We start from the raw sequence: 25007 nt of genomic DNA, 5'->3' as shown, positions 1-25007 counted from the left end.
GAATACTGTATAAAAATACAGTTAACGATTGCATCATGGGCCTCCCTTTCCTCAACTCCTTTTCCGCCGCCGCAGGCCGTGGCGTCTGGCATGCCGACGAGCTCGGCCTTGCCGACGCGCAGGTCGTCGCCACCGGCCACGCCGCGCTCGACGCCGAGCTGCCGGGTGGCGGCTGGCCTGTGGGCGCCATGACGGAGTTGCTGCAAACCGCGCCGGAAGCCCACGTCTGGCGGCTGCTGCTGCCCGCCCTGGCGCAGGCAGTCCAGGCGCGGGGCGGGCCGGTGGTACTGATCGGCGCGCCCTACGAACCCTGCGGGCCGTCTCTGGCGGCGCAGGGTTTGCCGGTGGAGGCGCTGATGTGGGTCAGAAGCGACGCGCCGGCTTCGCGGCTGTGGGCTTGCGAACAGGCGCTGCGCTGTGCGGATGTGTCCGCCGTGCTGGCCTGGCTGCCGCAGGCCCGGGTGGGCGAGTTGCGCCGGTTGCAGCTGGCGGCCGCCCAGCATGACGTGCTGCTCTTCGTGTGCCGGCCCGAATCGGCCGCGCAGGGTGCCTCGCCGGCACGGCTTCGGCTTCAGGTGGAAAGCTGCGAGGCCGACAGCTCGCAGATCGAACTGCGCATTCTCAAGCGCCGGGGGCCGCCCTTGGCCGCGCCGATGATGCTGCCCGCGCGCAACGAGCGCATGGCCGCATTGCTGGCGGCGGCCCGGTTGCGCCGCAAGCTGCGGCTGCAGCAACAGGGCACGGTGCCGGCCGGCGAAGCGGCAAGGTCGGACACGGACACGGCCACGGCCACGGTGGTGCGCATCGACGCATGGAAGGGAGGCCCCAATGCACTGGATCGCATTGCGGTGGTCGCTTGAATCCGATTCGCCTGAAGAAGCGCAGCCACTGCCCACGCCCGAGGCACTGGGTTGGTGGGCGCTGCAATACACGCCGCACGTCGCCTGGCAAGACGAGGCGCTGATGCTCGAGGTTTCGGCCTGCGAGCGCCTGTGGGGCGGGCGCTCGTCGCTGATGCGCCAATTGGCCCACGAGAACCCCGCGCCCGGCGCGGTGATGCGCGGCGCGCAGGGCGCCACCAGCCTCATCGCACTGGCCCGGCTGCGCCTGTTCGAACGCAACGAGAGCCGGCCCAAGGACATTCCCGCCGGCCTGCCGCTGGACACGCTGAGCGCCGCGCGCGAGCACCTCGACCTGCTGGCGCGCCTGGGCTGCCGCACCTGGGGCGATGTGGCGGCCTTGCCGCGCGGCGGCCTGACGCGGCGCTTTGGCGCGGCGTTGCGCGAGGCGCTCGATATCGCCTGGGGCCTTCGCCCCGAAAGCCACCACTGGCTCACGCTGCCCGACGTGTTCGAGCAGAAGCTCGAGCTGCCCGCGCTGGCCGAAACCGCGCCCGAGCTGATGTGGTCGGCCAACCGGCTGCTCACAGCGCTGCAGTTCTGGCTGCGTGCCCGCCAGCGCGGCGCGCGCGCGCTCGAGCTGCAATGGACGCTCGACCTCAAGCGCTTCAACGGCGTTAACCTGCCGCCGCACCAGCAGGTCACAGTGCGCACGGCCGAGCCCACGCAGGACATGGCGCACCTGCGGCGCCTGCTCTCCGAAAAACTCGCCCTCACCACGCTTGCGGCGCCCGCGAGCTGGCTGCGCCTCCGCACGCTCGAAACCGATCCGTGGGCGGGCGCCAGCACCAGCTTTCTGCCCGAAGACAACCGCAAGGGCGACAAGCTGCACGAAATGGTCGAGCGGCTCAGCGTGCGGCTCGGGCCGCAGCAGGTGGTGGTGCCTGTGGCCCAGGCCGACCACCGGCCCGAGCGCAAGCAGGCCTGGCGGCCTGCGCTGCAGAAAGACAATGCATTGCCGGGCACCCGAAAGGAAGCCAAGGAAACTGCAAAGGCGAAGGCCGCGGCTTCGCAGCCCGATGCGCTCTACCCCCCGTGGCTCTTGCCCGAACCGCTGCTGCTCGAGATGGACGGCGAGCGCCCGTGCTACCGCGGACCGCTCAGCAAGCTGATCGGGCCGCAGCGCGTCGAAGCCGGCTGGTGGGGCGGCGAAAAAGACGGCGGCCAGCCCGCAATGCGCGACTACTACATCGCCGAAAGCCCCGAAGCCGGACTGGTGTGGATTTTTCGCGAGCGGCTCTCCGCGCGCTTTTCCCCTGGCGAAGTGCGCTGGTACCTGCAGGGGTTCTATGCCTGACTTGAGCGAAAAGCAGCTGCGCGGACGCAACTCCGCCAAGGTGCATGCGCTGCCGTTGCCCCTGCGCAAGAAGCCGCCGCCCACGCTGCCCGACTATGCCGAGCTGCACTGCCTGACCAACTTCAGCTTCCAGCGCGGCGCCTCGACGCCCGAGGAGATGGTCGAGCGCGCCTACCAGCTCGGCTACAAGGCGCTGGCCATTACCGACGAATGCTCGGTGGCGGGCATCGTGCGCGCGCATGTCTGCCTGCGCGAGCTGCCGGCCAAGCTCGACGAATACGAACGCAAGCACCCCGACGAGCCGCCGATTCCGCGCAACCCCGATTTCCGGCTGCTGTTCGGCAGCGAGTTCCGCTTCGAGCGCTTCAGGCTCGTGGTGATTGCCAACGACACCGAAGGCTGGGGCAACCTGTGCGAGTTCATCACCGCTGCGCGCAACACCGAGCTGCCCAAGGGCGAATACCGCGTGAGCTGGGACGAGAGCGACGTGGCATCGCTGCAGCACTGCCAGGTTCTTTTTGTGCCGCACAGGGCGCCGGGCGGTGCCATGGACATCGCCTCGCTGCATGAAGACCTGCTGGCCGCCAAGTCGCTCTATGGAGAAAACCTGTGGCTGGCGGTGGAAATGCTCAACGAGCTCGACGACGACCTGTGGTTCGTCACGCTGATGCAGGCGGGCGAGCGCACGGGCGTGCCGCTCGTGGCGACCGGCGACGTGCACATGCATGCGCGCTCGGCCAAGCCGCTGCACGACGTGCTCACAGCCGTGCGCGAAGGCAAGACCGTGGCCGAATGCGGCTTTGCGCTGCAGTCGAATGCCGAGCGGCATCTGCGAATGCGCATGCAACTGGCCGGGCTCTATCTGCCCGAAATGCTGTCGAACACGCTGGTGGTGGCCGAGCGATGCTGCTTCGATCCCAATGTGATCCGCGAGACCTACGAGTACCCGCTCGAAACCGTGGGCAACCATGAAACGCCCGTGCAGACACTGGTGCGCAAGACCTGGGAGGGCGCGGCAGGGCGCTTTCCCCGGGGCATTCCGAACAAGGTGCGCGAGCAGATCGAAAAGGAACTCGCGCTGATCGTCGAGCTGAAGTACGAGATGTTCTTTCTCACGGTCGAAGACATCGTGCGCTTTGCGCGTTCGCAGAAAATCCTTTGCCAGGGGCGCGGTTCCTCGGCCAACTCGGTCGTCTGCTACTGCCTGGGCATTACCGCGGTCAACCCCGAGAAGGGCCACCTGCTGTTCGAACGCTTCCTGAGCCGGCATCGCAACGAGCCGCCCGACATCGACGTCGACTTCGAGCATCAGCGGCGCGAAGAGGTCATCCAGTACATCTACAAGAAGTACGGCCGCGAGCGCGCAGCCATTGCCGCCGTCGTCATCTGCTACCGCGCGCGCAGCGCCTTGCGCGACGTGGGCAAGGCCATTGGCATCGACGAACGCCTGATCGACGAGTTTGCAAAAGACCACTACTGGTTCGACGACACCGTGCTGGGCGAGCAACTGTTCAAGGCGGCCGCGCGCGTCGGCGTGCAGGAAGACGAGCTCAAGCTGGTGCAATGGATCGAGATGACGCAGCGCCTCAAGGGATTTCCGCGCCACCTGAGCCAGCACGTGGGCGGCTTCGTGCTCACGCACACCAAGCTTACGCGCCTGGTGCCGGTCGAGAAGGCATCGATGAAAGACCGTTCCGTCATCCAGTGGGAGAAGGACGACCTCGAAGCCATGGGCATGCTCAAGGTCGACGTGCTCGCGCTCGGCATGCTCAGCGCCATACGCCGCGGGCTCGACCACATGAACCGCTGGCGTGGCTCGATGGTGGAGATGCATCACATCCCCAACGACGACCAGAAGGTGTTCGAGATGATCTGCGACGCCGACACCATTGGCGTGTTCCAGATCGAGAGCCGGGCGCAGATGTCGATGTTGCCGCGCCTGAAGCCGCGCACCTATGAAGACTTGGTGATCGAGGTCGCGATCGTGCGGCCCGGGCCCATACAGGGCGGCATGGTGCATCCCTACCTTAAGCAGCGCGAGCGGTTGGCCAAGGGCTTGGCGATCCACTACGAGAAGGAGGAACTGAAGCCCGCGCTGGAGCGCACGCTGGGCATTCCGATCTTCCAGGAGCAGGTGATGCAGATCGCGATGATCGCGGCCAAGTTCACCGCCGACGAGGCCGATCAGTTGCGCCGCGCCATGGCGGCATGGAAGCGCAAAGGCGGCCTCGAGAAGTTCCACGAAAAGCTCGTGAAGGGCATGACCGACAACGAATACAAGGCCGAGTTCGCCGAAGCCATCTTCAAGCAGATCCTCGGCTTCGGCGACTACGGCTTTCCCGAAAGCCACGCTGCGAGCTTTGCGCTGCTGGTCACCGTGAGCAGCTGGCTCAAGAACTACGAGCCCGCCTGCTTTCTCGCAGCATTGCTCGACTCTCAGCCCATGGGCTTTTACAGCCCCTCGCAACTCGTGCAAGACGCGCGGCGGCATGGCGTGGAAGTGCGGCCGGTCGATGTCACGTGCAGCGACATCGACACCACGCTCGAAGCCCGCGCCCCCGATGCACCGCGCATGCCGCCGGGCACCGATGCGCGCTATGCCGAGCGCCTCGGCAACGAGAACCAGCCCGCGGTGCGGCTCGGGCTGAATCGGGTTTCGAGCCTCAGCAAGGAGGGCGCCGAGCGCCTGCTTGCAGCGCGTGCGCAGGCGCCCTTCACCAGCACCGAAGACCTCGCCCTGCGCGCCGAACTCGACGGCAAGGACATGGCCGCGCTGGCCGCCGCCGATGCGCTGATGTCGCTTTCGGGCCATCGGCGCCAGCAGGTGTGGGACGCCACCGCGCAGAGGCGTTCGCCGGCCTTGCTCAAGGGCGTGCCGATCAACGAGCAGGTGCTGCAACTGCCTGCCGCACCCGAGGGCGAGGAAATCGTCGGAGACTATGCCGCGCTTGGCCTCACGCTGCGGCGCCATCCGCTCGCGCTGCTGCGCCCGCGCCTTGCACGCATGAAGCTCATGAGCGCCGAAGAGCTGCGCAGCCTGCCCAGCGGCCAGACCGCGCGCGCCTGCGGCATCGTCAAGGGCCGGCAGCGCCCGGGCACCGCCAACGGCACCATCTTCGTCACGCTCGAAGACGAGACCGGCAATGTCAACGTCATTGTCTGGAGCCATGTCATCGAAGCCTGGCGCGAGCCGCTGCTCAAGTCGCACCTGCTTGCGGTGCAGGGCACCTGGCAGCGCGACGACGAGACCGGCGGCAAGGTGCAGCACCTGATTGCCACGGGCTTCAAGGACCTGACGCCGCTCATGGGCCGGCTGGCGCAGAGCAACACCAGCCGCGATTTTCATTGACGGCACCGGATGCAACCGATCGTTCCATGGCTCGCGCAACCGGCCACTTTTCGCTAACCTGCTTCTCCCATGTCCGCACTTGCACTTGATCCCGTCGTGGCCTTGCCGATCGGTCCGCCGCCGCCCGCGCCCGATGTGCCCATTCCCATGCCGCCGCCACCGCAGCCCGGGCCGCCGCCGGAAGGCGATCCACCGCCCGTGGAGCCGCCGTTCACCGATCCCGGCTTTCCGCCGCCGGTGATCGATCCGCCGCCGCCCATGCAGAAAACCGGCGAGGTGCCTTTCGGAAAGGCGCACGCGCGTCGGCTGCGCGAAATCTATCGTTCGGCCGGCTGGCCCTGCTGCGACACCATCGAGGTCGAGCTGCTGGCCGGCGGGTTTCTCGAGCGCGTTCGCACGCCGCACGGCCACGAAACCCTGCGCGTCACCGACGCCGGCATTGCCCGCATTGCCACCACGCTCACCATCAACCGCGCGGCGCTCTCGCCGCATGAGGCATTGGTCGAACGCGTGGCGCGCGAAATGACGCGCGGCGGCCGCATCGCGTGGCGCGGCCTTGGCCTGCGGGCGCGCCTGCCGCCGCTCGAAGAGGGCGGCAAGCCGCGCTGGTGCATTGCAAAGCCCGATGTGTTTTCCATTCGCAATACCAGCGTGGAAGCCTATGCGCACCCCATCGTGCATGAGGTGAAGGTGAGCCGCGCCGACCTGCTGGGCGACCTGCGCAAGCCCGACAAGCGCGCCGCCTACCTCGACCTGGGCGGCGAGTGCTGGTATGTGCTGGGCAACGACGCGCGCGGCCGCTGCATCGCATCGCCCGACGAAATTCCGCAGGAGTGCGGCGTGCTGGTGCTCGAAGGCGAGCGGCTGGTGGTGGCGCGCGCGGCAGTGCACCGCGCCTTCGACCGCATTCCGTTCGGCGTGTGGCTGGCACTTGCAAAGGCGCAGCCCATTGCGGGCTTCGACGACGATGCGCAGGACATGCTGGGCGACGATACGCCCTGAATGACGGCCTGCGCGGCCGTCTCGCACCTTGCTAGGCCTCCGGCCACCATTGCTCGGCCGTTGTGCGAATGATGCGCGCCGCCTGCAGGCGGATGTTCTTGCCGTCGTCGTCGCGCTCCTTGTCGGAGACCACGCGAAAAGGCCAGGTCGAAATGCGGCCCGCATGCGGGCGCGGCTGCGGGCGCCTCAGCGGCGAAAAAAACAGAATCCGCGCAGAAGGCGCTGGCGGGCTGGCGGTGGTCATGGTGTCGCCTCGAATGTTGCTCTGGGAGACGAGTAATTCTAGAGGAAGCACTGTATGAACGTACAGTATATTTGCGCCGTCTCAAATGCTGAGAAGCGGGTGCGTGGCTCTCGGCATGTCCGGCCCGCTGCGCAGGTTGCGCTCGATGAACTCGCGGGCAATGGCGTCCAGGTTGGCCGGCGCCGGCGTGACGAAGGACATGCGGTATTTCAGCAGCCGGCCGTTGCGCCCCGTGAGAAAGGTGAACGACTCGTAGGTCTTCTGGCTCTGGGCGTGCAGCACGCGAAAGCTCACGCGCCGGAAGGCCAGCCCATCGATCAGCTCATCGCTCACCGGGCCGACGTCTACCTTGGCATAGACGCCTCTTGCGCCCGCAAGCCGGACCTCTTCCACGGCGGCCTTGAAGTGCTCGTCGAACGCCGGATCGGCAACGCCGGCGGCCCAGTCGCTGCGCTGCATGCCGTATACATAGACATCGACCCAGCCCACGTTGCTTTGATACCGGTGGCTCATGCCCAGCCCGGGCTGCCCGGCCTCGTACGAAGTCGAGCGCACGTACTGCCACTGCACCGCGCTGGCGGCCGGAGCGGAGGCGACGGGAGGTCTCGCGGTCGGCGCGTTGCAGCCCGCGAGCAGGGCTGCGGCCGTCAAGATCAAGGCAGGCCAGCGCTTCGTCATGAAGGGGCTGCCTGCAACAGGGTGGCGTGCCTCGGCCGTCAGTCCGGCCGGACTTCGAAATACGCTTCGTCGGCTTCGCCCAGTGCGCGAAAGCCGGCGGTCTTGGCCGATTCGTAGGCCTTGGCCCAGCTTGCGGCCAGCGCAATCTCGTCTTTGGTGAGTTCGTCGGCACTCGACTCGCTGGCGTTTTCGAAGGCCTTCAAGGCCTGCGTCACGCCGTCGCCCAGCAGCTTGTCGAGTTCGCGCCGGAAGCGCGACTCCGCCGCGGAAATGACTTCGGTCGGTGCATCGGGGAAGTCGATCAGGTTCACTGTGTAGCTCATGGGCCGGATGCTACGTGATGGCAACGGCCCCGTCCTCCGGTGGCGTTGTTGCCACGCATGTCAGGGGTGTGCCACCAGCTGTGTGCCCGCACCCACGCTGCCGCTTGCAGCCAGCGCCTCGGGCGGCGTCGCCGTCGCGGTTTCGGGCTGCGTTCTGATGGCAGCGCAGCGGCCGTACGTGTCGTCGAAGCGGACGATGTCGTCCTCGCCCAGATAGCTGCCGGTCTGCACCTCGATCACTTCGAGCATGGTCTTGCCCGGGTTCTCGAGCCGGTGGATCGCACCCGAAGGCAGGTAGATGGATTCGTTCTCCCGCACCAGGCTGACCTGGCCGTCGCATGTGGCCCTGGCCGTGCCGCGCACCACGATCCAATGCTCGGCGCGGTGGTGGTGCATTTGCAGCGACAGCTTCGCGCCCGGGTTCACGGTAAGGCGCTTCACCTGGAAGCGCTCGCCAAAGTCGAGCCTGTCGTAGGCGCCCCAGGGCCGCACCACGCGCCGGTGTTCGGTCGCTTCGGCCTGGCCTTGCTGCGCGAGCATGCGCACCACCTCGCCGACTTGTTCGGCGCAATCCGCCTTCGCCACCAGCACGGCGTCGGGCGTGTCCACAATGATCAGGTCTTCCGTGCCCAGGGCCACCACCGGTCGGTGCGGCGCATGAATGAAGGTATTGCGCGCACGCAGCGTCCTGGCCTGGCCGCTCAGGCGGTTGCCGGTTCCGTCTTCCGGATGCAGCGTGGCGACCGCGTTCCAGCTTCCCACGTCGCTCCAGGCGCCTTCGAACTTCACCACGGCAATGTTCTGCTGCTTTTCGAGCACCGCATAGTCGATGCTGTCGCTGCGGCAAGCCTGGAAGGCCTCGGGGTCCAGGCGGTCGAAACTGCCTTCGCTCGAAACACCGGCGGTCGCGCGCTGGCAGGCCAGCAGGATGTCGGGGGCGTGGGCGTTCAACGCCGAGATCAGCGTACTTGCCCGTACCAAGAAGATGCCCGCGTTCCAGCAATAGCCGCCGTGCAGGATCAGCGATTCAGCCACCGCAGCGGTGGGCTTTTCGACAAAGCGCACCACCGCCCGGCTGCAGCCGTCGGCCGACACCGCGCCGGCTTCGATGTAGCCATAGGCGGTGCTTGCGAAAGAGGGCATCACGCCGAAGGTCACGATGTGCCCGGCCACCGCCGCGTCGACGCCGCGCCGTATCGTTTCGGCGAACAGCGCCGTGTCGGGAATGTGGTGGTCGGAGGGGGCGAACAGCAGCAGGTCGTCCTTGCCGGCGAGCAGTGCCGCCGCCGCCATGGCTGCCGCGGTGTTGCGCGCCATCGGCTCCAGGATCTGCCGTCCGGTCGCGCCGGCTTTCTCGACGGCCTCGCGCACCAGGAAGCGGTGGTCTTCAGATGCGATGCAGGTGATGTTGCTGTTCAGGCTGCACAGGCGCTCCAGCGTCATCTGCAGCAGGCTCTTGTCGCCGATCAGCGGCGCAAACTGCTTGGGAAGCGTCTTGCGCGAGAGCGGCCACAGGCGCGTGCCGCTGCCTCCGCAGAGCACGACGGGGTGGATGGTGGGGGTGTTCATGACAACGTCCTTGATGAAAGGTGAAGGCCGGCTGCTCAGAGCTGCCCGGTGTTGGTGGCAAAGCTCACCGCCTGCGCGCGCGAATGCACCTGCAGCTTCTTGTAGATGTTCTTGATGTGGGCGTTGACCGTCTGCCCCGAGATTCCGAGCCTCATGCTGATCTCCTTCGATACGCAGCCGCGCGCCACGCAGCGGAGCACTTCGCGCTCGCGCGTCGTCAGCGTTACCTCGCGCTGCTGCGGCGCTTCGACCGGGGGCGGCTCGCTGGTGTGCTGGTTCATGCGCGTCAGCAGCCGGCGCGCCAGCTTGGGCGTGATGGCCGCGCCGCCGTTCACCACCTGCAGCACGGCCTGCGCAAAGCTCTGCAGCCAGGCGTGCTTGAGCAGGTAGCCCGTGGCGCCAAGCTCGAAGGCATGCATCACATGGGCGTCGTCTTCCATGGCCGAGATGACGATGATTTCGCAGTAGCGATGCAGCTTGCGCGCCTCGCGGATGAGCTCGAACCCCGATCCGTCGCCGAGCCGCAGGTCGACCATCAGCACGTCGAATTCATGGGTCGCCAGCAGGCGGCGGCCGTCGCGCACGCTGCCGGCCTGCGCCTCCAGCTGGATGCGCATGTCCGACAGCAGCTCCTGGGCAATCACGCGGCGCATGAACTCGTCGTCGTCGACGAGCAGCACGCGAACCGGGGCATCTTCCTGCCCCGTCAGGAAATGCGGCCACAGAGGTTCGGCCGGAGGACAGACGCCGGACGGATAAACCGTGCGGCGCTCGGACGCCCGAGCGGAGTCAGGGGAGTCGGAAGAGTGAGGCGCGGTGTCGGACATGAAGGTTCCTAGAGAGTTGTTAGGGTTGGAGGAGGTTTCACGTTTGCATCGAGATACGCCCGCCGTCAGGGGCCGGCAATTTGGGAGCCTTTGCAGGCGGCTTTGAAGAAGTCATGGCCTGGATCCGGTAGGGGCGGGAACCGCGAGCGGCTCGGCCACGCAGCGCATCAGCTCGCGCTCCAGGCGCTGAAGAATGGCGTTGCGGTCCAGCTCTGTTTCCGCGAACGAACGGGCGGCCGCGCCCATGGCTTCGCGTTGCGGGCGAGACATCGCGAGCTGCGCGATGGCGTCGGCCAGCGCGTCCGCATCGCCGGGTGCAACCACCATGCCGCGGCCGGACACCACGTTGCTCAGCTCGGTGCCCGCATGGGCCGTCACAATCACGGCCTTGCCGCTCGCGAGCATGCCGGCCAGCTTCGAAGGCATCACCAGGTCCGCGGCGTCGGCGCGCTGCGGCAGCACATGGATGTCCGCCATGCCCAGCAGTTCGTTGAGCCGCTCGGCAGGCTGCAGGTCGATGAAGTGAACGCGCGGCAGGTTTGCGCAGGCGGCCCTCAGCGGCTCGCGGCTCGGGCCGTTGCCGCAGAAGACGAAGTGGATATGCGCCGCCGCAACCAGGCGGTGCGCCGCATCGGCCAGCAGCTCGATGCCTTGCTTGGCACCCAGGCTGCCCGCATAGAGCACCACCACCTCGTCCGCCGGAATGCCCAGCATGTTCCGGTAACCGGTGGCGCCGCCCGCATCCGACGCACCGGAGGGTTGCGGAAAGATCGAGCGCACATCCACCCAGTTGGGCAGCAGCACCAGCCGGCTTTCGTCGATGCCCTTGTCCCTTGCCTTGTCGAGCATGGCGGCCGAGATGGTCGATACGCGGTTGAACCGGCCGAGCAGCCAGCGCTCGACCGAGAGCGCGAAGCGCCGCACCCGCGCGCCGCGCACCAGGCCCATGCCGAAGGCGGCGTCCACTTCGTAGTCCTGGATGTGCAGCCACGACTTGATGCCGAGCATCCGCGAGAAGAAGAGCACGGACGGCGCGCAGAAAAGGGGCGGCTCGACCACGAAGACCAGGTCCGGCTTCCAGCGGATCTGCGCGAGGAGCAAGGGCATGCTCGACACCATGAAAGAGAACAGATGCGCGAGCCGCGCGATCGCCCGCGGCCGCGCCGGTACCCAGGTCGGCGCACGCCAGACCGTGATGCCGTTCCAGTCGGTCTTGCGGTAAGCCCAGGCCGAATACCCTTCGAACGGGGCCCACTGCGGAAAGAAGGGCGGCGATGCAATCACGCGCACGTCGTGGCCTTTTGCATGCAGCCACTGCGCCATCTCGCCCGAGTACTTGCCGATGCCGACCAGCTCGGGCGTGAAGTTCATCGAGTAAAGCAGAATTTTCACGACGCCCTTTCAAAGGAACCGCGGACCAGCCGCACGATCGGATAGAAGCCGAACAGCGCGCGCATGCGCACTTCGTAAAGAAGAAAATCGGAGACGAAGGCAATGAAGAAAACGTAGTGCGGCTTGCCGGGAAAAACCGACACCACCACGCCGTACGACAGCAGCCGAAGCGCCACCTCGAGCAATGCCCAGCCGCCGAGCGCGGCCACGGGGCTCTTGAGTGCCAGCAGCATCTCGTGGTGGATCGTGTAGGTGCGCAGCAGGAAGTACGGCGTAATGCACAAGAAGATTTCCAGCGCCTCGTGCCCCACCTTCAGCAGCGGCGCGGCAACCGTGATCAGCGCGGCCAGGCCGGCAAAGAGCACGCAGCCCAGCAGGAACGATTGCCTGGCCAGCTGCAGCGTCGACGCGTCGAGCTTGCCGGCCTCGGCGCCCAGCATGGCGCGCGTCTTCGTATAGAGAAACGCCTGCACGAACTGCGACGGGGCTTCCGCCAGCAGGAAGGCGACCTTGAAAGCGCCCACGTATCCGAGCGGCATGAAGAAGGCGACCACCAGCAGGTCCGACTTGCGAAGCAGGAACATCAGCAGCGAATAGACGGTGGCGCCGCCCTGCGACTGGAGACGCAGCGCGGGCCGGCCGCGCGGCGGGCCCGCAGCCCAGCCGGTGCGCATGCTGGCCGCGCCCACAAGCAGAAAGGCCACGAGGTTGATGAGCAGCAGCTGCCAGGCACCCAGCTCGAACCCCAGCACGATGAGAGCCGCGATGCCCAGCACCAGAATGCTCGAGCGGATGCCCGTCTCCAGGTTGAGCAACCCCGCGTAGCCCAGCCCCCGGCTGTAGGAAAGGCGCAGGCTGATGAACGAGAACACGGCCAGCGTGCAGACGATCAGCGCAAACGGAACGCCCGCCACCGGCAGGTGCTGAACCTTCAGGATGAGCGCGACCAGCAGCGTGGCCAGCGGAATGCCGATGGCCAGCGTGCGCAGCACGTCGCCCCGGCGCACGCCAGGCGGCACGCTGGCGGCTTCGCGCGAGAACAGGAGCGAACTGCCCAGCGTTCCCACCACCAGCGCCGCTTCCAGCACCGACTGGTAGATCGAGTACTCGCCGAACTCCGCGGGCGAGACATACGCCGCCATCAGAAAGACGGCCAGGAAGCCCGACAGGTAGGCATAGAGCCGCGAAGCCAGCGCACCCAGGCCGCGCAGCTGCACGGCGCGAAAACCGGGCAGCGTGATGGAGCGGTCGAGGAGGTTCATGGCCTGCGCCTGTTGCGTGCCGGGCGCGTCATTTCGGCGCGGAGGCGCCCGCAAACCGGCCCGCGCCGGCGGCACGCTGCGCGAGCAGGCCGCGGCCGAAGGCCCAGTTCTTGGCGCGGCGCGCCGCCTGCAGCGCATATGTCAGCGCGGCGACCGTGTGCACGCGGCCGCGCAGCACGTGCGACATGGCCATCTTTGCGCTGCCCTGGAAGTGCAGGGCCATCACGCTCACCAGTTCGCCGCCCGGCGTTACCACGCTGGGGTGGCCGTCGACGTACACGATGCGCTTGGCGCCGCCCCGCGCCTGGAATTCGTTCAGCAGCAGGTTGTGGCCGCCGTTGATGTTGTGGTCGATCATCCGTCCGCCGAACACGCGGTTGATCGGGTCCGCGTTGCCGCTCGCCTGGGCCCAGAGGTGGAGCAGCGTCATGTCGGACACGCCGCCGCGCACGCCACGGGCCGCGAACCGCGCCGCAATCGCGCGCAGCTTGCGGCGGCCGGCAGGCGTGGCGTAGGTGTTGAGCACAAAGGCGATGAAGCGCTGCAGGCCCATCGCGGTCCAGTAGCTCACGTGCGGCGATATCTGGCAGGGGTCCCAGCCGTCGCGGGGGCGCATGTACGAGCCGGAAAAATCCGCCTTTCCGGCCACGCGCCGGATGTGCGCGCCGACGCCGCGAAACAGCAGCACGTCGCTGTCGATCAGCACGAACTCGCGGCACTCCGGATGCGCCTTGAGGTACTCGGCCAGCAGGAAATAGCGCCGGAAGCAGATCTTCTCGAACTCCGGCGAGTTGCTCGACAGGTGCACATAGTGGCTGCACAGGCGCTCGTAGTCGGGCCCGGCGTCGGTGCCTGCCAATACGACGAGGTGTTCCTGCGCCAGGGCCGCGGACTCGCGGCACAGCAGCAGGGTCTTGTTCTGGCGGTCTTCCACCACGATGAATGCGAGAGCGTTGGTCATGGGTTATGGAAAAAAAATGGCGTTGGTAGTGGGGCGGCGCTCAGGGCTGCGGCGCGGTGGCGCTGCGCACCAGCGCGACATGCGTGGGTAGAAAGCGGTAGTCCGAGTCCAGCGGCAGGTCGAGCGTGAACAGGCCGCCGCGCGCTTTCGCGTCGGCAATCCAGTCGCGCACCTGGGCGGCCGTGAAGCGCGGCGCAGTGGTCTGGCCCCACGACGCGCCGAGCGGCGTGAGCACATGGAACGCCAGGCCCGATGCGGGAGTGGTGGAAGGCACCGAAGGCGCCGGAGGCTGCAGGAGCTCCCCGGCCATGAGGTTCTGGCACGGCGCGGCCTTGGCACTGAAGCGCTGCGGGCCCTCGCCGGAGTTGAAGGCGAGCCAGCGCTTCGGCGCGCCGGTGCGCGCGGCGGCGCAGAGCCCGTCCCAGTCTTCGGCCGACATGCCCTTTGTGTTGTAGACACCGTCGAACCACCAGCCCTTGGCAAGCGCGCCGTAGTGTTCCGACCATTCCCGGACCACCGCGGTCCATCCGGCGATGAAGCGCGCGGGCGGCGGCTTCTGCTCCGAAACATCGCCCAGGCAATCCATCAGGTAGGCGTCGCCCTGCGGCGCGCGGAAGGGCAGGTACAGCACCAGCGCGATGCCGCGGCGCTGCAGGGCGCGGCCGATGTCCATCGGCAGGTCGCGCGGCGGGCGGTTCTCGATGCTGCCGGGGCACAGCAGCTCCAGCGCCGCATTGGGCGCGATGAACTGGCCGTTGTTCTGGCCGAGCGTCAGGATGAGGTAGGAGGCCCGCATGCGTGCGAGCGACGCGGCAAGCGCTTCGGCATCGAACCGCGCGACATCGGCAATGGTCTGCTTGTCCGGCAGGTAATGCACCATCACGCCGAAGCCCGTCACCTGCGGTGCGGCCGATGCCGCGCAAGCCGCGCACAGCAGCCCTGCCGGGAGAGGCCGCCGAAGAGCGCCTGCGAGCCAGGTCATTACATGGCCCCCGCGAGCGAAACGGCTTCATGCTTGAGCGTGAGGTAGCGCCTTGCCACCGTGCCCGGCGCGCAGGCTTCTGCGAGCGGCCAGGCCGGCTGCTTGGTCCGGTGCTCGGCCAGGTAGCGCGACAACCCGTCGAGGTCGGTGGAGCCGTTGCCGATGAAGAAGGCGTAGTCGCCGAACAGCTCCCGGTGCACCGGAATGTCCGACAGCAGGAGCGGCACGCCCAGCGTGGCGGCCTCGGCGGCGGAGAGGTTGAAGCCCTCGAAGGCCGACAGCGAAATGAAGGCCGCCGCGCCGCAGTACAGCTGCGTCAGCTCCTTGCGCGAGACCAGTCCCCTGTGGCGCACGCAGCCGCTGATGGCGGGGTCCATGCGGGCGGCCATCCGCTTCACTTCGGCCGCGCCGTTGCCGGTGACGTCCAGCCAGTCGACCAGGCCCTCGCGCTTCATGCGCTCGAACAGCTTCAGCGTGCCGTCGAAGTTCTTGTGCGGGTAGTAGTGGTAAGAGGCGATGAGGTAGCGCTCGCCGACAACTGCCGCGCGTGCCGGCTTGACCGGGCCGGGCGGGCCGGGCGAGCGCGTTGCATCGACCGGGTTGAAGATGACGGTCGGGTGCTCGCAGCGCCCGAAGTAGCGCTCGAAATCCTGCTGGCTGCTTCTGCTGATGAACACCACGTCGGCCGCGCTGCGCGCCACGCGCCGCAGGCACCAGTCGAGCCACAGGCGCTTGGTGCGGCTGAAGTACTGCGGGTAGGCCTTGTACTGCAGGTCGTGCACCACCACGATCGAATCGCGGTGGCGCCCGAAAAGCGTGAACGGCAAAAAGTAGTTGGGGAACAGCGAGAACACCGTCTCGCCGGACACCAGCGCCCGCAGGCGGTGATAGTTGTAGAGCAGTATCTCCAGCAGGAACCGGCTGACCTTCAGGCGCTGCGCGGCGGCATAGATGCCCGGGTGCCGCTCGCTGATCGGCTGGATGTGGTCGCCCTTGCACATGCGCATCCTGCGCAGCAGAAGATCGGACACGTTCAGCACGCCGCCCGCGCCCTTGTTGAGGCTGATCGAGTCGTAGAAGAGGTATTTGTACATGGTGAAACCTCACGTCGTGCCGTGCGCGTACACCGCCGCCCCGCGGCGCGGCTGGCGAAACCGCGAACTCAGCAGCCCGGCAAAAACCGCCGCGATCAGCCCCGAGGCCGCGAACGGGCCCCAACCCAGGATCGGCCCCCGCATGAAGGGCACGTATGCAGCCAGCAGCACCAGTGCGCAGAGGTAGGTGGCAGACAGCGCGGCATGCGGCTGGGCCACTTTGTCGAGCATGCGGAACAGGGCCGATACCGCCAGGCCGAGCATCACCGGCCCTGCCAGGCCGAAGTCGAAGTACGCCGTGGTGAATGGCGGCAGCGAGAGGTTGCTCTGCGAGAAGTTGCCCAGCACGGCCGGCCATCCGAGGGGGTCGAACTCCGGGTACATCTTCAGGCTGCGCGGCAGCATGAAAGAGAAGGCCGACAACAGGTAGCGGCCAAAACCGAGTTCGGGCTCAGGTGCGCGCTCCAGCAGCCCGGCTACGATGTACATCGCGTCGAAGTCCTGGCTGTAGGGAAAGGTGGTGAGCGTTTCGCCCCAGAAGCTCCCGCGCGAAATCAGGTTGAGCACCGGGCCGAGGCCGGCAATGGCGCCGAAGATCAGCATGGCCAGCAGCCAGCGGCGCTTCACGCCCAGCGCATAGATGAAAAGCGGCAGCAGGCCGATCAGCAGGATCTGCCGCGGCGTGTTGACCGGGTAGGCCGCAATGCCGGCCAGCACCAGCGCAAAGCCGGCGGCGCACCACGACCAGATCGTCCGGCGGCGGTATGCATGGATGGCCAGTGCCACGAAGCACATCAGCACGATGAGTTTGGGCAGCGTCGAATAGACGATGAAATCGACCGGCAGGTTCTGGCCTTCGTCCGGCAGGCCGCGCGCGATGAAGTTCAGGTCGGGGCGGATGAACAGCGACGCGAACGCCGCGACCGTGCCGCTCAACAGCAGCAGCACGGGGTGCGCAACGCCGGCGATCTGCGTCTCGGGCACGCCGGCCCCGCGCGCGGAGGCCGGGGCTGCCGCCTCGTGCATGCCGAACCTGGCGGCCTCCACACCCGCCATGTACAGCAGCAGCAGCGTGAGGGCTTGCGTGTGCGCGCCCGCGCCGATCACGCCCGTGTCCCAGAACGAAACGTCGGCCGCGATCTGCATGGCCGGCGCCACCGAGAAGTAGGTGAGCACCGCGGTGTAGTGGATCAGCAGGAACGTGCTCGTTCCCGGGGCGCCGAGCATTGCAAGCTGCACCAGCGAGAGCACGCACACCGCCGCGTAGCCCCAGACCGGGTCTACCTGGGCGCAAGCGAACGCAGCCGCAATGCCGAACCAGAAGCAGAGTGTTCTCATGACGGGGCCTTGTGCGGTCGGTGTGTGGGCGTTCGGCTCAGGCGTGGGCGATCTCTTGGACCGGACGGATCGCCTCCTGGTAGGCCGCATAGGTGCGGCGCAGGCCTTCTTCGAGCGGCACGGTGGCGTGCCACCCGATGGCGGCGGCGCACGACACGTCGAGCAGCTTCCTGGGCGCGCCGTCCGGCTGCGAGGTGTCGAAGCAGATCCGGCCGCGGTAGCCGACGACATCGCCGATCAACCCCGCCAGCTCGCCGATCGACAGGTCTTCACCCGTGCCGAGATTGATGTGCGCGCACATGGGCGTGGTGTGCTGCTCGTAGCTGTCGCGCGTCATGTCCATTACCGCGATGCAGCCGTCGGCCATGTCGTCGACATAGAGGAACTCGCGCCGCGCGCGGCCGGTGCCCCAGATCACCACCTCGGGTGCGTTTTCCGCCTTGGCCAGGTGAAAGCGCCTGATGAGGGCCGGCACCACGTGGCTGTTCTGCGCGTGGTAGTTGTCGCCGGGCCCATACAGGTTGGTCGGCATCACGCTGCGGTAGTCGATGCCGTGGGAGGCGCCGTACTGCCGGTTGTAGCTCTCGCACAGCTTGATGCCTGCAATCTTGGCGATTGCATAGGGTTCGTTCGTCGGCTCGAGCTTGCCGCTGAGCAGCGCATCTTCGTGGATGGGCTGCTCGGCAAGCCGCGGGTAGATGCAGCTCGAGCCGAGGAACAGGAGACGCCTGACGTTCGCAAGGAACGCCTGGTGCGTGACATTGGCGGCGATCAGGAGGTTCTGGTAGATGAACTCCGCCGGATAAGTCATGTTGGCGTGGATGCCGCCGACCCTGGCCGCCGCGAGATAGACCTGGTCGATCTGCTCGGTGGCGAAGAACCGGCGCACTGCCTCCTGGTCGAGCAGGTCGAGCTCCTCGCGTCCGCGCGTGACGACCTCGTGCCCGAGGCCCCGCAGGCGCTTCATGAGCGACTGACCCACCATGCCGCGATGACCAGCAACGTATATACGCATATGTTCTTTCGGTTGAAGGTTGAGGATTGAGATGGTCGGAACAAGGAGTGCGTGGGGCCCCGACGCCTAGCCGGAACCCTTTGCGCCGGCAACCACCAGGAAGGTCTTCAGCAGGATCACCACGTCCTGGCGCAGGGACAGCGTGGCGACGTAGTCGGCGTCCATGGCGGCGCGGCGCCGGTAGCTGACCTCGCTGCGCCCGCTCACCTGCCACAGGCCGGTGATGCCCGGGCGCACCGAGCAGTAGTGGCCCCAGTAAGGGCCGTACAGGTCCTTCTGCGAGAACATGCAGGGGCGCGGGCCGACCATGCTCATGTCGCCCTTGAGCACGTTCCAGAACTGCGGCAGCTCGTCGAGGCTGTACTTGCGCAGGAACGCGCCGAAGGGCGTGATGCGCGGGTCATGCTCCAGCTTCTGGTACATGTCCCATTGCCGGCGCGCCTCTTCGTTCTCGCGCAGGTGGCGCGCCAGCACCGCGTCGGAGTCGGCCACCATCGAGCGGAACTTGTAGAAGCTGAAGACGCGCCCGTCGCGGCCGTAGCGCGGCTGCTTGTAGATCGCCGGGCTGCCGGAGGTCAGCAGCACGCCGAGCCACACCAGCGCATAGACCCACCCCAGGAAGAGGAAGAAGCAGCTCGCCATTGCGATGTCCGCACCGCGCTTGGTGGCCATCAGCAACCGCGAGTTGCCCGCCCACTGGACGGGAGCATTCGATGGCAGGGTGTTCACGCTGTCGCTCCCTCCGCCGCGGCAGAGGCCGCGACCGGCGTTGCGGGCCGGGGCAGTTCCGGCGGCGCGGTCGGGTAGTCGTGCGCCCGCAGGCGGTAGGCGCCATACCGGTAGGCAAGGCTGCCGTAGTAGCGCCGGCGGGTGTCCAGCGCATTGAGCACCACGCCCTGGAAATGCGCACCCGCGTGCCGCAGCTGCTTCACGCTTTCGGTCAGGTCGCCCAGCTCGTTGTCGCCGGCGCGCGCAACCATCAGCAGGGTGCCCATGCAGGTCGCCATCTCGGCCGTTTCCGATGCGAGCAGCATGGGCGGCGTGTCGACAATCACCACGTCGTAGCGGGCCGAGACCTTCTCGAGCACGCGGGCGAAGGCATCGCTCGTGAGCACGCCGGTCGGGTCAACCGGCAGTGCCCCTGTCGTCATCACGTCGAGATGCGGCAGAACCCCCTTGTGGATGGCGCCGTCGAGCTCGATGGAGCCTTGCACCAGCTCCGAGAGCCCGCCATTGCGCCTCAGGCCGAAGCGGGGTGCCACGCTGCTGCGCCGCAGGTCGGCATCGATCAGCAGCACGCACCGGCCGCTCGATGCAAGCACCGCCGCAAGGTTGGCCGACACGAAGGTCTTGCCCGCGCCGGGCGTGGCGCTGGAGATCATGATCCGGTTGTTCAGCGCGCGCGGCATCGCGAACTTCAGCGCGGTGCGCAGCCGCCGCAGTCCCTCCAGCGCCGGGTCGTCGGGATGAGCCGCCGCCAGCACGTGCACGCCGGGCTTGCCTTGGAGCACGGCGCGGTCGAGATGGCGCTGCTGGTCGCTCAGCGTGACGGTGCTGTACACGTCCAGGCCGGTGTGCGTTTCGATCTCGGCCGGGCTCGCGATAGTGTTGCGCCATGACCTGCGCATGAAGGTCGAGGCCGCACCGATGAACAGGCCCGCCAGCAGCGCAAGCGCCATGGTGATCGAGGCTTTGGGCCGGATCTGCTTTTCAGGCGTCAGCGCCTGGTCGAGCACGCGCACGTTGCCGATGCGCCCTTCCTTGGCGAGCCGCATCTGCAGCGAGCTGTTGAGCAGCGACACGTAGAGGTCGGTGTTGACCTTGATGTCCCTCTGCATGCGCAGCGAGTCCTGCTGCATCATCGGCATGCGGCGGATGCGCTGTTCCACGCCGCCGAGCGCCTTCTTCAGCGAGGCGATCTGCGCGTCGATGGTCATGACGCTCGGGTCGCGGGCCGTGAAGCGCTCGGTCAGCTCCAGCCGCTTCTGCGTTGCGTCGAAGAGCTTCGTCTGCAGCTCGATGTTCTGCGACAGCGCGTTGCGCGCCTCGTCGTCGAGGCTGATCGTGCCGTTGCGGTTGCGGTACTGGTTGTAGACCTCTTCGGAGTCTTCCAGCTGTTGCTTGAACTTGGGCAGCTCGCCGCCCAGGAAGTTGAGCGCGCGCTGGGCCTGTGCGGTCTTCTGGTCGATGTTCACGCGCACATAGAGCCGCGCGACTTCATTGAGCAGGTTGGCCAGCTGCGTGCGGTTGCCGGTTTGCCAGCTCACGTCCATCACCGAGGACTGCTTGCCTTTCTCGATCACGCGCAGGTCCTTCTGCAGCTCGAGCAGGGTGAGCTGCTTAGACTGGCGCACCAGCGAGAACGCGGCACCCGGCAGCCCCGAGACGGAGCCCACCAGCAGGTGCACCGGGCCGAGCGGCGTTTCGGCGTCGAGCGGCGTGCCGACCTTGCCTTCGAGCGGCGCATCCAGCTTGGGATGCGTCAGCGTGTAGGCGCCGTTCTCGCCCGCGGTCAAAAGAAAGCGCGTGCCCTCCAGGTCCGTCGGCACGTCCATCTGCGCGACCACGATGCGCTCGTTGCCGCTCACGTAGCCTGAAAGGCCCGCGAAGCCGGGTTCGGAGAGCGTCTTCGCGCGGCGTGCCAGCCAGGGGCCGACGATCGGCACATAAAGCGGCTCGGCCTCGATGTAGAGCTTGGTGTTCTCGATGGCCTGCCCGAGCACCAGGCGCGACTTCAGGATTTCGGCCTCGCCCGCGGTCGGCGTCTTGGCGTTCAGCGCGCTGCTCGCCGAGTCGCCGACCAACGTGCCGCCCGAGCGCTCCGGGTCTTCGACCTGGATGAGCACGTTGGCTTCGTACACGCGCGGCCCGAACATCGCGTAGGTCGCGCCGATCAGCAGGGCGACCGCGGTGATCTTCGCGATCTTCCATCGGTTGTCGATCAGCAGGTCGATATGCTCCCGCAGTCTTGAAGGAGGCTGCTCGGAAGCCGGTGCCGCATCTGTGGGGGCGGTAACCATGGGTTGCCAGTGCGCATTCATGAGATCACCTTTTGGGGTTGCCTGGACGGGGAGGGAGGGTTCAGCGGCGGCTTGCCGTGCCGCCAAGGTTCACGACCTGCGCGGCGGGAAGGATCAGGCTGATGACGCGGTTCCATCGCACCAGCGGCACCGGGTCGATGTAGACGACGTCGCGCGCCTGCAGCGGAAAGCGGTCGGCCAGCGCCAGCGCCACCGGGTTCTTCGCGTCGAGGTGGTAGATCTCGGGCACCTCGCCGCGCGAGTTGCGCACCACGTAGATCTGGCCGGGCGATGAGGTCAGCAGGTCGGGCCCGCCCGCATCGCCCAAGGCCTCGTTCAGGCTCAGCCGGCCGTTGCGCATCAGCAGGGCCGAGGGGTTGCGGATCTCGCCCATCACATACACGCGGCTGTCCTCGCGGGTGCCTACGTTCACCAGGTCGCCGTTCTGCAGCGGGATGCGGCTCGCGTCGAAGCCGTAGCGCTGCAGCAGCGGCAGGTCGATGTTCAGCGTGCGCTCGCCGCGCGTGAGGGTCACGCGCGAGCGGTCGGCGGCGGTGGTCACGCTGCCGGCGCGGTTGATCGCCTCTGCAAGCGTCATCGGCACGTCGGTGAAGATCTGCAGGCCCGGCGTGCGAACCTCGCCTTCCACGTACACGCGCCGGCTGCGGAACGACTGGATCCGCACGCTGACCAGCGGGTCTTTCACGAATGGCGAAATGCGCCGCGTGATCAGGTCGGAAGCGGCGCTTTCCGTCATGCCCTCGACCTTGGTGCGGCCGATGTAGGGAAAGCTGATCTCGCCCGATCCGTCGACGATGAACCCGGGTGCCACGCTCACGCCCGTCGGGTCCGACTGCTGCGAGATCACGGCGCCCGCGTTGGGCATGAGTTCCGGATGCCGGTACACCACGATGCCGATCACGTCGCCCGGAGCGATCGTGTAGGCCGGTGCCTTGCCGAAGAGCTGGCGCACTTCCGCCGGCACGCCCTGCGGTTCCTGCGCGGCGCGCGTGCGGATCAGCTCGGGCGTGATGGGAACGATCTTCGGCTCGCCTTCCGCGTGGGAGCTGCTCCAGCCGCTGGTGTCCGGCGTCTTGAAGCCGGGAATCCCGCAGCCAGCCAGGCACAGCGGCAGCACCAACGCGACCACCGACCCGATCCGGCGTCGGACGCGCGCGCGGGTGGAAGCTTGGACGGACGCGAGGGCAACGGGTGCGCCGCGCGAAGAACTGGCTGGGTCAAGGTGTGCCATGGGATGGTCCTTTGCTCGTGGGGGATCCTGAAAGTCCTGGAATGGGTTCACTGCGGCGCGTAGGCGCCATGCAGGGGGCGCTCGGCAACGGCCGGCGTGGGGCTCACGGCGCGGCGCTCGGCACCGGCGCCCGAGGCGCATGCGGTCACCCAGTCGCCGACCGACTGGAGAAAGAGCTGCTGCCCCTTTGCCGTGCAGAAGGTGTGGTCGAGTTCGCGCATGAACTCGTACTGGAGGGCTTGCGCGAAAGCCTCGCGCCGGAAGGGGCCCAACTGGTCGCGGCCGCGGTCCGACACATGCAGCGAGCCCGAATACAGCAGCTGCACCGCCACCTTCCGCTCGACCAGGCGCTTCATGGCCGCGCCGAACCAAATGGCATTGACTTGCGGCGGCTTTCTTTCCGTGAAGAAGCCGGGCAGTGCCTTGGTGGAGTAGCTGCGCAGAAAATGCCGCTGGAGCCAGCGCTTGGCCTTGCCCGCGAAGGCCGGGTGCGCAGGGGCCGCAATGGCGCGCCGCACGGTGCGCTCCAGGCGGGAGCGCCATTCCGGGAACGCGAAGCCGTCGAACAGCGAAATGGCCACCACGCGCGTGTCCGCTTCGGCCACCGCCATGGCGTGCTCCACGCCCGAGCACATGGCCACGATCACGAACTGCCGGATGCCCATCGTGTTCTCGAGCAGGTCCATGCCGGCCTGCAGGTCATGCATTGCGCGGGTCTGCAGGTCGTGCGAGAAGTCGGACGCCTCGCTGTCCCCCACGCCGCCCAGGTCGAAACGCAGGCTGCTCACGCCGCGCGCGGCCAGCACGTGCGCCAGCTTCACGTTGATGCGGCGCGGCCCGATGCGATGGTTGGCGCCCATGTTGAACATCAGGCATGCGGCGGTGGCAGGCACCTGCTGCGCGGGCATGGTGACGGTGCCGACCAGCGAGTTACCGGCGCCGAACCGCACCGGGGTTTGCGTCATGTCATTCATGAAGGGCCCCCTGCAGGCGATTGAGCGCATCGGCCGGAACCATGGCGCTGTTGGGGTAGGGGTCTGAAGTCCAGTCGAGCCGGTGCTGGAAGTAGGCAAGGCGCACCGGCATGTAGCGCGACTGCTGCTCGGCCGCCCACTGCGCCGTGTGCTCGTCGTCGGGGCCTGTGAGCACCAGCGTGTCGTGCAGGGCCGTGAGCGGAAGCGATTCGGGCGTGAGCGTGGCCAGCTGCGTGCGCAGCGTGGCGGAAAGCGAGGTGCCCAGCGCCTCGTCGGGCATGGCGCCGGGCTGGCGCGAAAGGTCGCGCCGCCACGCCAGGTCGGGAATGCAGAAGGTCGTGTCGAGGGCTGCCACATGCTCTTCGCGCAGCAGGCGCGCATAGCGGCGCCCGTCGATCACGGGCTCCCACAGCACCAGCCGCGCCGGATCGCAGCGCCCGTTGCGAGCCGCCAGCACGGCCAGGGTGGCGCCGAGTCGCGCACCTACCCAGACGATGCGGCTTCCCGGTGCGCGCCGGCGCAGCTCTTCATGCGCCGAGCACAGGTCGCGCCGCCAGCCGTCGAGCTCGCCGTCGTCCTCGTCGCCCGGTGAATCGCCGGTGCCGTAGAAGTCGAAGCGCAAGGTCGCAATGCCCGCGCGCGCCAGGCGCTCGGCCAGCACCTTGAAGAAGCGATGGGTGCGCATGCCCTCCTGCCCGAACGGCGGGCAGATGAGCACTGCGGTGTTTCCGGGCACTGCTTCCTCGGCGGCGTGGAACAGGCCGAAGATCTGCCGCGACGCGGGGCCGAACAGGAATGGATAGGGGGTCATGCAAAGCTCTCCGTTGCCCCGCGCGGCATGCTGGCGCGGGTGTGGGTCTGCCGCCATTCGGCGATCGATCCCACGCTGTCCATGCGCGAAGGCGCGGGCTGCAGCACAAGCCACAGGATTCGGCCGGCAACCGGCACCTCGACGCTGCGGCAGTCCGCGTCCACACCCACTTCGAAGCGCTCCGGCGGCACGATCAGCCCCAGCCCGATGGCCTTGAGGCAGGCCTCCTTGCGCGTCCAGCAGGTGAGAAAGGCCCGGTCGCGCTCGCTGGCGGGCAATGCGCGCAGCGCTTCGTTCTCCAGCTGCGTGAAATGCGTTGCGGCAAGCGCCAATGCGTCGGGCACCGGGCGCAGCTGTTCCACGTCCACACCCAGCGGGCCGCGCTCGCCGATGGCGATCAGGCCCAGCCCCTGGCTGTGGCTCAGCGAGAAATGAACACGCGGCCAGCCCAGCAGCGATGGCTTGCCGAAGGCGCTGTGCGTGAAGCGCAGCGCATCGGCGCGCGCGCCGGTCTGCTCGGCCAGCGCATAGCGCAGCGCGGCGTGCGCCGCCACGTAGCGTTGCCGCTCCTGCGGAAAGCGGAACTGCCCGGCGCGTGTGCGTTCCTCCTTGGAGAGGATCAGCGCGGCGCCGGGGCCGGCGCAGTCATCCAGGTCGAAATACCGGCAAAGCGGTGCGTCGACAGAAGAAAGGGCGAAGGCCGCGTGTCCCATGATCG

At 67.5% G+C, this 25007-nt stretch carries 22 protein-coding genes; 4 read left to right on the top strand and 18 right to left on the bottom strand.

Annotated features, from left to right (window positions below):
- Window positions 1-35: 35 nt before the first annotated feature.
- The 4 genes from imuA to V9L21_RS18415 all read left to right on the top strand — a co-directional run bounded on the left by imuA (window position 36) and on the right by V9L21_RS18415 (window position 6547).
- A complete protein-coding gene (imuA, locus tag V9L21_RS18430) occupies window positions 36-860 on the top strand; it encodes a translesion DNA synthesis-associated protein ImuA (protein ID WP_337314321.1) in 825 nt (274 codons plus the stop codon).
- The gene (locus tag V9L21_RS18425) at window positions 829-2196 is read left to right on the top strand and encodes a Y-family DNA polymerase (protein ID WP_337314319.1); all 1368 of its coding nucleotides are present in this window, start codon (window positions 829-831) and stop codon (window positions 2194-2196) included. Before imuA ends, V9L21_RS18425 begins: the two co-directional genes overlap by 32 nt.
- A complete protein-coding gene (locus V9L21_RS18420; RefSeq protein ID WP_337314317.1) occupies window positions 2189-5545 on the top strand; it encodes an error-prone DNA polymerase in 3357 nt (1118 codons plus the stop codon). Before V9L21_RS18425 ends, V9L21_RS18420 begins: the two co-directional genes overlap by 8 nt.
- A 69-nt stretch (window positions 5546-5614) precedes the next feature.
- Window positions 5615-6547 carry a hypothetical protein gene (locus V9L21_RS18415; RefSeq protein ID WP_337314315.1) on the top strand — a complete coding sequence of 311 codons (933 nt, stop codon included), beginning with the start codon at window positions 5615-5617 and terminating at the stop codon, window positions 6545-6547.
- Between the two features lie 31 nt (window positions 6548-6578).
- Here the strand turns inward: V9L21_RS18415 and V9L21_RS18410 are convergent, their stop codons facing one another.
- The 18 genes from V9L21_RS18410 to V9L21_RS18325 form a co-directional block, all read right to left on the bottom strand.
- Window positions 6579-6791 (bottom strand): hypothetical protein, encoded by a 213-nt coding sequence (locus V9L21_RS18410; protein ID WP_337314313.1) that lies wholly within the window; start codon window positions 6789-6791, stop codon window positions 6579-6581.
- 81 nt (window positions 6792-6872) lie between these two features.
- Window positions 6873-7469 (bottom strand): hypothetical protein, encoded by a 597-nt coding sequence (locus V9L21_RS18405; RefSeq protein WP_337314311.1) that lies wholly within the window; start codon window positions 7467-7469, stop codon window positions 6873-6875.
- A gap of 38 nt (window positions 7470-7507) precedes the next feature.
- Window positions 7508-7792: a hypothetical protein gene (locus V9L21_RS18400; protein WP_337314309.1), complete on the bottom strand. Its 285-nt coding sequence runs from the start codon at window positions 7790-7792 to the stop codon at window positions 7508-7510.
- A gap of 60 nt (window positions 7793-7852) precedes the next feature.
- A complete protein-coding gene (locus V9L21_RS18395) occupies window positions 7853-9361 on the bottom strand; it encodes a mannose-1-phosphate guanylyltransferase/mannose-6-phosphate isomerase (RefSeq protein ID WP_337314307.1) in 1509 nt (502 codons plus the stop codon).
- Window positions 9362-9396: 35 nt separating this feature from the next.
- The gene (locus tag V9L21_RS18390; protein ID WP_337296396.1) at window positions 9397-10188 is read right to left on the bottom strand and encodes a response regulator transcription factor; all 792 of its coding nucleotides are present in this window, start codon (window positions 10186-10188) and stop codon (window positions 9397-9399) included.
- A 111-nt stretch (window positions 10189-10299) separates the two neighbouring features.
- Window positions 10300-11580: a glycosyltransferase WbuB gene (locus tag V9L21_RS18385; RefSeq protein WP_337314305.1), complete on the bottom strand. Its 1281-nt coding sequence runs from the start codon at window positions 11578-11580 to the stop codon at window positions 10300-10302.
- Window positions 11577-12842, bottom strand: coding sequence for a polysaccharide biosynthesis protein (locus tag V9L21_RS18380; RefSeq protein WP_337314303.1), 1266 nt, complete (start codon window positions 12840-12842; stop codon window positions 11577-11579). Before V9L21_RS18380 ends, V9L21_RS18385 begins: the two co-directional genes overlap by 4 nt.
- Before the next feature lie 28 nt (window positions 12843-12870).
- The gene (locus V9L21_RS18375; protein WP_337314301.1) at window positions 12871-13803 is read right to left on the bottom strand and encodes a hypothetical protein; all 933 of its coding nucleotides are present in this window, start codon (window positions 13801-13803) and stop codon (window positions 12871-12873) included.
- A gap of 40 nt (window positions 13804-13843) precedes the next feature.
- A complete protein-coding gene (locus tag V9L21_RS18370; RefSeq protein ID WP_337314299.1) occupies window positions 13844-14785 on the bottom strand; it encodes a hypothetical protein in 942 nt (313 codons plus the stop codon).
- Entirely contained in the window at window positions 14785-15879 is a 1095-nt protein-coding gene (locus V9L21_RS18365; protein ID WP_337314297.1) for a glycosyltransferase, read from the bottom strand. Before V9L21_RS18365 ends, V9L21_RS18370 begins: the two co-directional genes overlap by 1 nt.
- Before the next feature lie 9 nt (window positions 15880-15888).
- Window positions 15889-17217: a hypothetical protein gene (locus V9L21_RS18360; protein WP_337314295.1), complete on the bottom strand. Its 1329-nt coding sequence runs from the start codon at window positions 17215-17217 to the stop codon at window positions 15889-15891.
- A 37-nt stretch (window positions 17218-17254) separates the two neighbouring features.
- Entirely contained in the window at window positions 17255-18232 is a 978-nt protein-coding gene (locus tag V9L21_RS18355) for a GDP-L-fucose synthase family protein (RefSeq protein ID WP_337314293.1), read from the bottom strand.
- A 66-nt stretch (window positions 18233-18298) separates the two neighbouring features.
- A complete protein-coding gene (locus tag V9L21_RS18350) occupies window positions 18299-18961 on the bottom strand; it encodes a sugar transferase (protein ID WP_337314291.1) in 663 nt (220 codons plus the stop codon).
- On the bottom strand, window positions 18958-21273 hold the full coding sequence (locus V9L21_RS18345; protein WP_337314290.1) for a polysaccharide biosynthesis tyrosine autokinase: 2316 nt from the start codon (window positions 21271-21273) through the stop codon (window positions 18958-18960). Before V9L21_RS18345 ends, V9L21_RS18350 begins: the two co-directional genes overlap by 4 nt.
- Before the next feature lie 40 nt (window positions 21274-21313).
- Window positions 21314-22504: a polysaccharide biosynthesis/export family protein gene (locus tag V9L21_RS18340; protein WP_337314288.1), complete on the bottom strand. Its 1191-nt coding sequence runs from the start codon at window positions 22502-22504 to the stop codon at window positions 21314-21316.
- A gap of 47 nt (window positions 22505-22551) precedes the next feature.
- Window positions 22552-23478 (bottom strand): hypothetical protein, encoded by a 927-nt coding sequence (locus tag V9L21_RS18335; RefSeq protein WP_337314286.1) that lies wholly within the window; start codon window positions 23476-23478, stop codon window positions 22552-22554.
- Window positions 23471-24289 carry an alpha/beta fold hydrolase gene (locus V9L21_RS18330; RefSeq protein ID WP_337314284.1) on the bottom strand — a complete coding sequence of 273 codons (819 nt, stop codon included), beginning with the start codon at window positions 24287-24289 and terminating at the stop codon, window positions 23471-23473. Before V9L21_RS18330 ends, V9L21_RS18335 begins: the two co-directional genes overlap by 8 nt.
- The gene (locus V9L21_RS18325) at window positions 24286-25002 is read right to left on the bottom strand and encodes a 4'-phosphopantetheinyl transferase family protein (protein ID WP_337314282.1); all 717 of its coding nucleotides are present in this window, start codon (window positions 25000-25002) and stop codon (window positions 24286-24288) included. The genes V9L21_RS18330 and V9L21_RS18325 overlap by 4 nt, the downstream gene beginning before the upstream one ends.
- Window positions 25003-25007: the final 5 nt, after the last annotated feature.

Source organism: Variovorax sp. CCNWLW235, assembly GCF_037204085.1.
GTDB lineage: Bacteria > Pseudomonadota > Gammaproteobacteria > Burkholderiales > Burkholderiaceae_C > Variovorax.
The sequence above is the reverse complement of the archived record's forward strand: the minus strand, read 5'-3'. Positions and strand labels throughout refer to the sequence as shown.

Excerpts from the sequence above, each read along its gene's own strand:
- imuA (WP_337314321.1), top strand. The coding sequence starts at position 36 with ATGGGCCTCCCTTTCCTCAACTCCTTTTCCGCCGCCGCAGGCCGTGGC.
- V9L21_RS18425 (WP_337314319.1), top strand. The coding sequence starts at position 829 with ATGCACTGGATCGCATTGCGGTGGTCGCTTGAATCCGATTCGCCTGAA.
- V9L21_RS18420 (WP_337314317.1), top strand. The coding sequence starts at position 2,189 with ATGCCTGACTTGAGCGAAAAGCAGCTGCGCGGACGCAACTCCGCCAAG.
- V9L21_RS18415 (WP_337314315.1), top strand. The coding sequence starts at position 5,615 with ATGTCCGCACTTGCACTTGATCCCGTCGTGGCCTTGCCGATCGGTCCG.
- V9L21_RS18410 (WP_337314313.1), bottom strand. The coding sequence starts at position 6,791 with ATGACCACCGCCAGCCCGCCAGCGCCTTCTGCGCGGATTCTGTTTTTT.
- V9L21_RS18405 (WP_337314311.1), bottom strand. The coding sequence starts at position 7,469 with ATGACGAAGCGCTGGCCTGCCTTGATCTTGACGGCCGCAGCCCTGCTC.
- V9L21_RS18400 (WP_337314309.1), bottom strand. The coding sequence starts at position 7,792 with ATGAGCTACACAGTGAACCTGATCGACTTCCCCGATGCACCGACCGAA.
- V9L21_RS18395 (WP_337314307.1), bottom strand. The coding sequence starts at position 9,361 with ATGAACACCCCCACCATCCACCCCGTCGTGCTCTGCGGAGGCAGCGGC.
- V9L21_RS18390 (WP_337296396.1), bottom strand. The coding sequence starts at position 10,188 with ATGTCCGACACCGCGCCTCACTCTTCCGACTCCCCTGACTCCGCTCGG.
- V9L21_RS18380 (WP_337314303.1), bottom strand. The coding sequence starts at position 12,842 with ATGAACCTCCTCGACCGCTCCATCACGCTGCCCGGTTTTCGCGCCGTG.
- V9L21_RS18375 (WP_337314301.1), bottom strand. The coding sequence starts at position 13,803 with ATGACCAACGCTCTCGCATTCATCGTGGTGGAAGACCGCCAGAACAAG.
- V9L21_RS18370 (WP_337314299.1), bottom strand. The coding sequence starts at position 14,785 with ATGACCTGGCTCGCAGGCGCTCTTCGGCGGCCTCTCCCGGCAGGGCTG.
- V9L21_RS18365 (WP_337314297.1), bottom strand. The coding sequence starts at position 15,879 with ATGTACAAATACCTCTTCTACGACTCGATCAGCCTCAACAAGGGCGCG.
- V9L21_RS18360 (WP_337314295.1), bottom strand. The coding sequence starts at position 17,217 with ATGAGAACACTCTGCTTCTGGTTCGGCATTGCGGCTGCGTTCGCTTGC.
- V9L21_RS18355 (WP_337314293.1), bottom strand. The coding sequence starts at position 18,232 with ATGCGTATATACGTTGCTGGTCATCGCGGCATGGTGGGTCAGTCGCTC.
- V9L21_RS18345 (WP_337314290.1), bottom strand. The coding sequence starts at position 21,273 with ATGAATGCGCACTGGCAACCCATGGTTACCGCCCCCACAGATGCGGCA.
- V9L21_RS18340 (WP_337314288.1), bottom strand. The coding sequence starts at position 22,504 with ATGGCACACCTTGACCCAGCCAGTTCTTCGCGCGGCGCACCCGTTGCC.
- V9L21_RS18335 (WP_337314286.1), bottom strand. The coding sequence starts at position 23,478 with ATGAATGACATGACGCAAACCCCGGTGCGGTTCGGCGCCGGTAACTCG.
- V9L21_RS18330 (WP_337314284.1), bottom strand. The coding sequence starts at position 24,289 with ATGACCCCCTATCCATTCCTGTTCGGCCCCGCGTCGCGGCAGATCTTC.
- V9L21_RS18325 (WP_337314282.1), bottom strand. The coding sequence starts at position 25,002 with ATGGGACACGCGGCCTTCGCCCTTTCTTCTGTCGACGCACCGCTTTGC.